The sequence below is a fragment of the Dietzia aerolata genome (assembly GCF_014144865.1).
Classification (GTDB): Bacteria; Actinomycetota; Actinomycetes; order Mycobacteriales; family Mycobacteriaceae; genus Dietzia; species Dietzia aerolata.
In genome coordinates this window covers 1-8,930 of sequence record NZ_JAALDM010000310.1, presented here as the reverse complement: position 1 = coordinate 8,930, position 8,930 = coordinate 1, and the positions used below count along the sequence as shown (strand labels likewise).

The window sequence follows — 8,930 nt, the reverse complement described above, 5'->3', positions numbered from 1 at the left end:
GGCGACCGGCTGGCGGCGCTGCGCGGTGAGGCCGAGCAGGCGCTAGGTGCGCGCATCCTCGCCGCCGAGGCGATCATCACCGACGGTTTCGCCCACGACCCCGGACCGCGGGTCGCCGACCTGGAACGGCGGATCCGACGGTTGCGCGCGACCGCGCCGCCGGCGAGGGAGCACCCCATTCCGGCCGGCCGCGCACGTACAGTTGCGGAACCCATCGACGCGGCACCGTCCGCGCCCATCCCGACAGGGAGCCCCTCCCCATGACCGACCCACTCTTCGGATCGGAAGCCTTCGACCAACAGCCCGCCCCCGACGTCTGCGGACTCGAGGGCGCCCCACTCGCCGAGGCGTCGTCCCTCGGACTGCACGTGCCCGTTGGTGACAGCGTCCTCGACCTCGGCGCGCCGGAGGCGGACCTCGACGGGGACGGCTTCATGGAGGCGGTCACCCTGGGCGACGACCGCGGACTGACCGTATATACAGACGCGGACGGGGACGGCACCGTCGACCACGTCTCCACGGTGCGGTTCGACGGCAGTTACGACTCCTGGCGGCTGGCCAATCCCACCGAGGGCGTGGCCTTCGGCGGCTTCGTCAACGAGGAGCGGGACGGGTCTCCCGCGACGTCCCCCGTGCCGGCCCGGTGGGAGCGGATCGACCACGGCCACATCTGACGACCTGAGGGATACCTCACATTAGGGTGGGGGGCGGGGCGCGGACACCGCGCCCGACGTAGTGTGACGATACTGTGTAAAAGACCATGCACCACGCGCGAGGAGCAGTGATGACCAGCACCACCATTCCCGGCCTCGAGGGTCAGGCACCAACAGACCACGCAGAGATGCTCGCGTGGATCGCGGAGGTCGCCGCGCTCACCCAGCCGGACCGGGTTGTCTTCGCAGACGGCTCCGACGCGGAGTGGGACCGCCTCACCGCTGAGCTGGTGGAGGCCGGGACTTTCGTCAAGCTGGACGAGGCCAAGCGCCCCAACTCGTTCCTCGCCCAGTCGGACCCCAAGGACGTCGCCCGCGTCGAGTCGCGGACGTTCATCTGCTCCGCGACCGAAGAGGACGCCGGCCCGACCAACAACTGGCGTGACCCGGCCGAGATGCGTGCCGAGATGACCGAGCTGTTCCGCGGCAGCATGCGCGGTCGCACCATGTACGTGGTGCCCTACTGCATGGGTCCGCTGGACGCCGAGGACCCCAAGCTCGGCATCGAGCTCACCGACTCGGCCTACGTCGTGGTCTCCATGAAGGTCATGACCCGCATGGGCCAGGCCGCGATGGACAAGATTGGCTCGAACGGCGAGTACGTCAAGGGCCTGCACACGGTCGGCGCCCCGCTGGCCGAGGGCGAGGAGGACGTCTCCTGGCCGTGCAACGAGGAGAAGTACATCACGCACTTCCCGGAGGCCCGGGAGATCTGGTCGTTCGGCTCCGGCTACGGCGGCAACGCCCTGCTCGGCAAGAAGTGCTTCGCCCTGCGTATCGCCTCCGCCATGGCCCACGACGAGGGCTGGATGGCCGAGCACATGCTCATCCTCAAGCTCATCTCGCCGGAGGACAAGGCGTACTACATCGCCGGCGCCTTCCCGTCCGCCTGCGGCAAGACCAACCTCGCCATGATCCAGCCGACGCTCGAGGGCTGGCGCGCCGAGGTCGTCGGTGACGACATCGCGTGGATGCGCTTCGGCGCCGACGGTCGCCTCTACGCCGTGAACCCCGAGTTCGGGTTCTTCGGCGTGGCGCCGGGCACCAACTACTCGTCCAACCCCAACGCCATGAAGACCCTGGAGCCCGGCAACTCGGTCTACACCAACGTCGCCCTCACCGACGACGGCGATGTGTGGTGGGAGGGCCTCGAGGGCACCCCGGATCACCTGATCGACTGGCTGGGCAATGAGTGGACCCCGGACGGCGACGGCAAGGCCGGCAACGCCGCGCATCCCAACTCGCGCTACTGCGTGCCGATCGAACAGTGCCCCGTGGCCGCCGACGAGTTCAACTCGCCCGAGGGCGTGCCGATCTCGGCCATCCTGTTCGGTGGCCGCCGCGCCGACACGGTGCCGCTGGTTTCCGAGGCCCTGTCGTGGAACCACGGCGTCTACATCGGCGCGACCCTGTCCTCCGGGCAGACCGCCGCCGCCGAGGGCCAGGTCGGCGCCGTGCGCCGCGACCCCATGGCCATGCTGCCGTTCCTCGGCTACAACGTCGGTGACTACTTCCAGCACTGGGTCGACATGGGCGCCCGCGGTGGCGACAAGATGCCCAAGATCTTCCTGGTCAACTGGTTCCGCAAGGGTGACGACGGCCGCTTCGTGTGGCCCGGCTTCGGCGAGAACAGCCGCGTGCTCAAGTGGATCGTCGACCGCATCGAGGGACGCGTCGAGGGCGACAAGACCGCCGCCGGCATCACCGCCCGCGCCGCGGACATCGACATGACCGGACTCGACACCCCGATGGAGGACGTGGAGGCAGCCCTGGCCGTTGACCCCGAGGAGTGGCGTCGCGAGCTGCCGCTCATCACCGAGTGGCTCGAGTTCTGTGGCCCGCGGGTCCCCGCCGAGGTCCACGAGGAGTTCGCCGCACTCAAGGAGCGCCTGGGCTGACCCAGCCCGCGACCGTCGCGTCGCCGAGTACGCCCGGGGCGGGCCGCGCTGATCAGGTGCGGCCCGCCCTTTCTCGTCGGCCAGAACAACACTGACACGCGACCGCGTAACGATCGTCACCCCGGATTCGATAATCGTTCGATATTAGAATGCGTTCACGGTCCTCCGAAAATGGAATCCAGGTGCCAGAGTTGAGGGTTGAGGTAGACGTATCACTGGCCGAGGAAAGGGGGATCATGCGCGCAGTGACCATCGCGCTGGCCGCGATCCCCGTCGTGTTCGGCGGCCTCGGCCTCGCCGCCATCAGCGGCGCCCTGGATCCCCTGATGCCTCCCTCCACGGTCGCTGATGACAGCCACCTGGGCCCGGACGCCACGCACACCTCAGAATCGGCCGCGAACTCCGGAACGTCTATCGACGGGCGTCGGCCGCACCTGAGCGTGATCGACGGGTACGCGAACTTCGCCCTGCCAGTCCATATCTCGGGGATCTTGTCGCTGCTGCCCGTCGCTGACGCCGACCTGGCGCCGCTGCCCAGCGCAGAAGGACGCGACGACGACACCGAGTCCGCGGGCACCAGCTGGAACGCGCCGGATGAGGCCAGCCCTCACGTCGGCACCCCGGCCGCTCCGGTCGCCCCTCCCGTGCGCGACTACAGCCCCTCAGGGGCAGAGCCCACCATCGCCAATCAGGCGCCCTCCCCCTCCCGACCCATGCCGCCGACGTTGCCGTCGCACAGCCCGCTCGGCGGAGGCGGAGGTGACTGGCAGCGTCCGATCCAGGAATCACTGCGGGCCCCGGAGTCCCAGGCATCGCGGACCGAAGAGCAGATCAGCAATGCCCGGCCCCCGCACGCCGGTGTGCCCGGACGCCCCCCGCATGCCGACACACAGGGTCCGCCAGCGCACGCAGCGGATAACAACGGCCGGTCGGACAACGGCAACCCAGGCAATTCCGGAAACGGAAACGGAAACGGGAACGGTAATTCCGGCAACTCCGGCAATGGCAACTCTGGAAACGGCAACGGCAACTCAGGCCAGGGCCGCTTCGGCACCGACGGCGCCAAGGTCGACCTCGACTCCAAACGCCCCGACCACGCCGGCGGGCCGGGAGGCCCGGACGGTAACGCGCGGTCGGGCGGCCGGTGACGACACGCTCCACGTCGCCTACTCCCATCCGATGGTGGAATTCGGCGCGTCTGCGGATCACCGCGGGCATCACGTTCATCACGGCCGCCGTGTTCGCGGCCATGGTCGTCTTCACCGGGCAGCTGCTCTTTCTCAGCGCTGACCGGGTCACCGACACCCGGTTGAGCCGCGAGACCGCCGACTTCACCACGTTCATGACAGAGGGCATCCTGCCCAGCTTCGAGGCCGAGGAACCGACCGTCGAGCAGCTGATCCGCGCCTATCTCGCGCAGCAGTACCCGTCGGCCGAACTCCTGCTCGTCGGCACTGCTGACGCCTCAGGCACACAGTTCACGTTGTCCCGCTACGGACCGGGAGAGGACCGCCTGTTCCCGCCGGCGGTACGGTCACAGATCCAGCGGATCGGGTTGGTCTCCGGTGATGATTCCGGCGATATCGGCGACGCGGTGAGCTGGCGCAAAACGTCCGTCGACAGTCCCGCCGGACCGGCGACCCTGGTGGTCGCGGTCAACGATCTCGACGACTCCGGGGAGGTCCGGCGGGTCACCGAGTACCTGTTGTGGGCGAGCGCCGGCGGCATGGTGCTCAGCGCGTTCCTCGCGTGGTGGATCGCGGGCAGGATGATCGTGCCCGTCCGCCGGATCCGCGAGGCGGCCGAGACCATCTCCGCCGCCGACCTGTCCCGCCGGGTGCCCTCGGACGGTCCCGACGAGATCGTGTCCCTCGCCGATACCGTGAACGAGATGCTGGAACGCGTTGAGGACGCGTATCGCACCCAGCGCGAATTCCTCGACGATGCCGGGCACGAACTCCGTACCCCACTGACCGTGGTGCAGGGCAATCTCGATCTCATGCCCGAAGACCCCGAGGGCCGCGAGGCGACGACCCGCGTCATGCAGGACGAACTGTCGCGCATGACCCGCATCGTCGAGGACCTCCTCACGCTCGCGCGCGCCGACCGGCCGGACTTCCTGCTCACCTCCCCGACCGAGGTTTCCGACCTCACCCTGGATTTCGAGGCGAAGGTCGATGTGCTCGCCGACCGTGACTGGACAGTGCTCCCCTACGCCGAGGGCGTCGCCCTCCTGGACCCGCATCGGATCACTCAGGCCCTGGTGCAGTTCTGCTCGAACGCCGTGCGATTCACCAAGGACGGCGACCGGATCGAGATCGGCTGCCGCATGCTCGAGCCCGGCACCCCCACGATTCCGCCGGATGTCGCCGCGGGGTCGCCGCCCCCGAACCCCGAAAGTGAGCGCAATCAGCGCCGCCTGATCTGGTGGGTGCGGGACAGCGGCGCCGGCATCCTGGACGGCGAGGAGGAGAGCATCTTCGAGCGGTTCCACACCGCCCGCGGTCAACTTCGGGATGGCCGCGGTGGCACCGGATTGGGTCTGGCGATCGTCTCCACGATCGCCCGCGCCCACGGCGGCCGCGCGTTCGCGTTCAACGCCAGGGGCGGCGGGGCGGCATTCTGCTTCGTCATCCCTTTCATCCCCGCCGAGAACTCGGCCACCGACGAGAAGGTCAGTGCCCCACCCGCGGTCGAGGACGACGACTGACTCCGACGACCGGGCAACGCCGGGTTGTTCGGCCTTCCCCGCCGCCGGACCCCGAGCATGACCTAGTTTCACTATCGACAGGCGGACACGTGCACCGCGGACTAAGCCACTGGGCCTTATGCATGCCATACTCCGTAGTCGGAGAAGGAGGGTTACATGACGAACATTCTCGTCGTGGAGGACGATGACCTCATCCGCTCGGTGCTGGTGAAGGCACTCGGCGGTGCGGAATACACCGCGCTTGAGGCGGTCGACGGAGAGAGCGCGCGCGCCATCTTGTCGACGATCTCCGACATCGACCTCATGCTGTTGGACATCGGCCTTCCCGACACCGATGGCCTGACCCTCCTGCGCGAGGCCCGTACACAGGGTTTCAACGCGCCGGTCATCATCCTCACGGCACGCGACAGCGTCTCCAACACCGTCGAAGGCCTGGACTCCGGCGCCAACGACTACATGATCAAGCCGTTCCGGGTCCCCGAATTGCTGGCCCGCATCCGCCTGCGCCTGCGCGAGCACGAGGCTTCCGACGACCCGGGCATCCTCGAGCACGGCGGCATGCGCCTGGACATCCGTACCCGCCGCGTCGAGGTGGACGGCCGCATCCAGGAGCTGACCAACCGCGAGTACTCGCTGCTCGAGATGCTCCTGCGCAACAAGGGCGAGACCATCAGCCGCGAGCAGCTCCTCGAGAGCGTGTGGGGCATGGATTTCGATCCCGGTTCCAACATCGTCAACGTCTACATCCGGTCACTGCGTCGAAAGATCGGCGAGAACAAGGTGCAGACGGTACGAGGTGTCGGCTACCGGGTCGAATAGGCCCACTCTCCCCGCACGTAGGCCCCGCCGCACCTCGGCACCACCGCACCTCTCCCCGCACACCAGCGAACTCCCACAGCCGGGCCTCGCGGCGGCCCAGCACTGACAATCACAGACGCCGGCCCACCGGAGCAGTTGCTCCCGGTGGGCCGGCGTCTGGGTGCGGTCAGCCGTCGCTCTAAGGATCAGCCCTCGCTGGGCTCCCAACCGAACGGCATGAGCACGCTCTGCAGTTCACAGTAGGCCTCCAGCCCCTCGGGGCCGTTCTCGCGGCCGATGCCGGAGTTCTTGAACCCGCCGAACGGGGCGGTGGGGTCGAAGGCGTACCAGTTGATGCCCATGGTGCCGGTCCGGACCCGCTGGGCCACGGCCAGGGCGGCGTCGGGGTCCTGCGAGTAGACGGCCCCGGCGAGACCGAACTCGGAGTCGTTGGCGATCTGGACGGCCTCGTCGACCGTGCCGTACGGGATCACCTGGATGACCGGCCCGAAGATCTCCTCCTGGGCGATGGTCATCGCGTTGTCGACGTCGCGGAAGATGGTCGGCTGCACGTACGCGCCGTCGGCGACCTCGGCGGGCAGGCCCTCGACCTTGCCGCCGCCAAAGGCGATGGTCGCGCCCTCCTCGATGCCCTTGGAGATGTAGCCTTCGACGCTGGCCTGCTGCTTGTGGTTGGCGAGCGGGCCGAACACGGTGCCCTCGTCGGCCGGGTCGCCGACGGGCATGAGCGAGACGTTCTCGACCAGCGCGTTGACCACCTCGTCGTAGCGCGAGCGCGGCGCGAGGATGCGGTTCTGCGACACGCAGGCCTGGCCGGAGTTCATGAGTGCGGAGAACACCATGGTGCCGCCGGCGGAGGCCAGGTCGGCGTCCTCGAGCACGATGGCGGCGCTCTTGCCGCCGAGCTCGAGCGAGCACCGGGTGAGGTTCTCGGCGGCGATCTTGGCGATGTGCTTGCCGACGCCGGTGGAGCCGGTGAAGGAGATCTTGTCGATCTCCGGGCTCGCCACCAGGTGGTCGCCGACGGAGCTGGGGCCGGTCACGATCGAGAGCACGCCCTCGGGCAGCCCGGCCTCGCGGAAGAGGTCGGCCAGCCACAGCGCGGACAGCGGGGTCGCGGACGACGGCTTGAGCACCACAGAGCTGCCGGAAAGCAGTGCCGGGGCGAGCTTGGCGGCGTTGAGGTAGAGCGGCACGTTCCAGGCGGTGATGGCGGCGACCACGCCGACGGGCTGCCGCGTCACCACAGACGCACCGAAGTCACCCTGACGGACCTCGCTCCACGGGAAATCCGCGGCCAGCTTCGCGTAGTAGCGCAACACGCCGAGGGTCGGGGTCACCTGGATCATGGCGGCGGTCGAGGCGGGCGTGCCCATCTCGTCGGACAGGATCTTGCAGACCTCCGCCTGACGCTCCTCGAGCATGTCGGCCACACGGCCGAGGAGGGCGCCGCGCTCGGCGGGCGGGGTGCCCCGCCAGACCCCGGACTCGAACGAGTCGCGCGCCTGGCTGATCATCTCGTCGAGGTCTTCGGTGGTGGTCTCCGCGACGCGCCCCACCACGGCCCGCGTGGCCGGCGAGGTCACCTCCAGCACACCGGTGGTGAGGGGATCGGCCCAGCGTGAGCCGGAGAAGAGCTTGTCATGGACGACGACCACGGTGACCTCCGTGAGTGGGAAACAAGAACGTGTTCCAATCCACTCTAGACGAGTTCCCGGCCTCGGGTGTGCGTCAACTTTCCCGCCGGCTGCCTACCGCGCGCGCAGCACCAACACCAGATTCGACACCAGCGCCTCGCGCACGCCGGGCACACGCACGAGCCACCACGCCCACCGCGGGTGGTAGCGCGGGAACGCGGCCAGCAGGTCGGCCGAGCGCGTCGACCGCGCCCACTCCAGGCCCTCGGCGCAGCCCACCTCGAACAGCGACTCGCCGTAGTAGTTCTTGGGTCGGTGCCCGTGCTTGCGCTCGTACATCCGCCGCGCCCGGTCCCCGCCGAGGTAGTGGGTCAGGCCCATCTCGTGGCCGCCGAAGGGTCCGTACCAGAGCGTGTAGGAGACGACGACGACGCCGCCGGGCCGCGTCACCCGACACATCTCCTCCGCCATCGTCCAGGGCTCGGGCACGTGCTCGGCGACATTGCTGGAAATACACACATCGACACTGTCCGAGCGGATCGGAAGCGCCATGCCACTTCCCCGGACCGAGCCCGCCTGGGTGATGCCGGCGGCCGCCATCTCCCCGACATCGGGTTCGACCGAGACGTACCGCGCCCCCTCCGCGGCGTACGCCTCGGAGAAGTAGCCGGGCCCGCCGCCCACATCGAGGACGGTCAGCCCCTGCAGCCGACCGCCCCCGCCTGCCCCAGCCCCGACTGCCCCGACGGCCCTGCCGCCCCCACCCGCTCCGGTCTTACCACCGGCGCCTTCCCACAGGTCCCCCACCAGTTCGACGGTGTCCCGCGCGAGGCCGGAGTAGAAGACGTCGGGGTCGGACTGCTCCTGCGGGAACGAGCGCAGCAGGCCCAGCGACCGGCCGAACGTAGCGCGGCGGGCGACGTGGCGCAGGACGTCCGAGCGATGGACGGGGTCGGTGATCACGGCGGTGACGATACCGCCGCCACCCGATCGACCTGGTCCGCCGCCACCGTCACCGCCACCGTCGCCCCCAACCACACCTCTGCCAATCCCCTATCCCCGATCCCCATCCCCAAGAGCCTTCCGCACACGAAACCCGAGAACCACCTGCGCCGAACCCACTTCTCGATGCGGGAGGGGCGTGGGGTCGGGC

7 protein-coding genes and 2 pseudogenes are annotated in these 8,930 nt (G+C 69.0%); 7 read left to right on the top strand and 2 right to left on the bottom strand.

All coding sequences use genetic code 11. The annotated features are described in order from the left end of the window. From G6016_RS15570 to G6016_RS15545, 6 genes and pseudogenes are all read left to right on the top strand, one after another. A pseudogene (locus tag G6016_RS15570) lies at window positions 1-264 on the top strand (hypothetical protein); the annotation flags it as partial. After that, complete coding sequence (locus G6016_RS15565; protein ID WP_182633513.1) at window positions 261-674, top strand: DUF6802 family protein; 414 nt, start codon at window positions 261-263, stop codon at window positions 672-674. The pseudogene G6016_RS15570 and the gene G6016_RS15565, both read left to right, overlap by 4 nt. 110 nt (window positions 675-784) lie before the next feature. Continuing rightward, the gene (locus G6016_RS15560; protein ID WP_182633512.1) at window positions 785-2,611 is read left to right on the top strand and encodes a phosphoenolpyruvate carboxykinase (GTP); all 1,827 of its coding nucleotides are present in this window, start codon (window positions 785-787) and stop codon (window positions 2,609-2,611) included. A gap of 236 nt (window positions 2,612-2,847) precedes the next feature. Next, the gene (locus G6016_RS15555) at window positions 2,848-3,759 is read left to right on the top strand and encodes a hypothetical protein (RefSeq protein WP_182633511.1); all 912 of its coding nucleotides are present in this window, start codon (window positions 2,848-2,850) and stop codon (window positions 3,757-3,759) included. Further along, the gene (locus G6016_RS15550) at window positions 3,756-5,321 is read left to right on the top strand and encodes a sensor histidine kinase (RefSeq protein ID WP_338403641.1); all 1,566 of its coding nucleotides are present in this window, start codon (window positions 3,756-3,758) and stop codon (window positions 5,319-5,321) included. The genes G6016_RS15555 and G6016_RS15550 overlap by 4 nt, the downstream gene beginning before the upstream one ends. A 156-nt stretch (window positions 5,322-5,477) precedes the next feature. Further along, complete coding sequence (locus G6016_RS15545) at window positions 5,478-6,140, top strand: winged helix-turn-helix domain-containing protein (protein ID WP_182633510.1); 663 nt, start codon at window positions 5,478-5,480, stop codon at window positions 6,138-6,140. A gap of 185 nt (window positions 6,141-6,325) precedes the next feature. Here the strand turns inward: G6016_RS15545 and G6016_RS15540 are convergent, their stop codons facing one another. Together G6016_RS15540 and G6016_RS15535 are read right to left on the bottom strand one after the other, a co-directional pair. Beyond that, entirely contained in the window at window positions 6,326-7,798 is a 1,473-nt protein-coding gene (locus tag G6016_RS15540; RefSeq protein ID WP_182633509.1) for an aldehyde dehydrogenase family protein, read from the bottom strand. A 93-nt stretch (window positions 7,799-7,891) separates the two neighbouring features. Further along, window positions 7,892-8,740 carry a methyltransferase domain-containing protein gene (locus G6016_RS15535; protein WP_182633508.1) on the bottom strand — a complete coding sequence of 283 codons (849 nt, stop codon included), beginning with the start codon at window positions 8,738-8,740 and terminating at the stop codon, window positions 7,892-7,894. On the opposite strand from G6016_RS15535, the pseudogene G6016_RS17020 reads away from it, so the two are divergent. Then, window positions 8,720-8,930, top strand: a pseudogene (locus tag G6016_RS17020) (hypothetical protein); the annotation flags it as partial. The gene G6016_RS15535 and the pseudogene G6016_RS17020 sit on opposite strands and share 21 nt — an antisense overlap.

Excerpts from the sequence above, each read along its gene's own strand:
- G6016_RS15555 (WP_182633511.1), top strand. The coding sequence starts at position 2,848 with ATGCGCGCAGTGACCATCGCGCTGGCCGCGATCCCCGTCGTGTTCGGC.
- G6016_RS15545 (WP_182633510.1), top strand. The coding sequence starts at position 5,478 with ATGACGAACATTCTCGTCGTGGAGGACGATGACCTCATCCGCTCGGTG.
- G6016_RS15565 (WP_182633513.1), top strand. The coding sequence starts at position 261 with ATGACCGACCCACTCTTCGGATCGGAAGCCTTCGACCAACAGCCCGCC.
- G6016_RS15560 (WP_182633512.1), top strand. The coding sequence starts at position 785 with ATGACCAGCACCACCATTCCCGGCCTCGAGGGTCAGGCACCAACAGAC.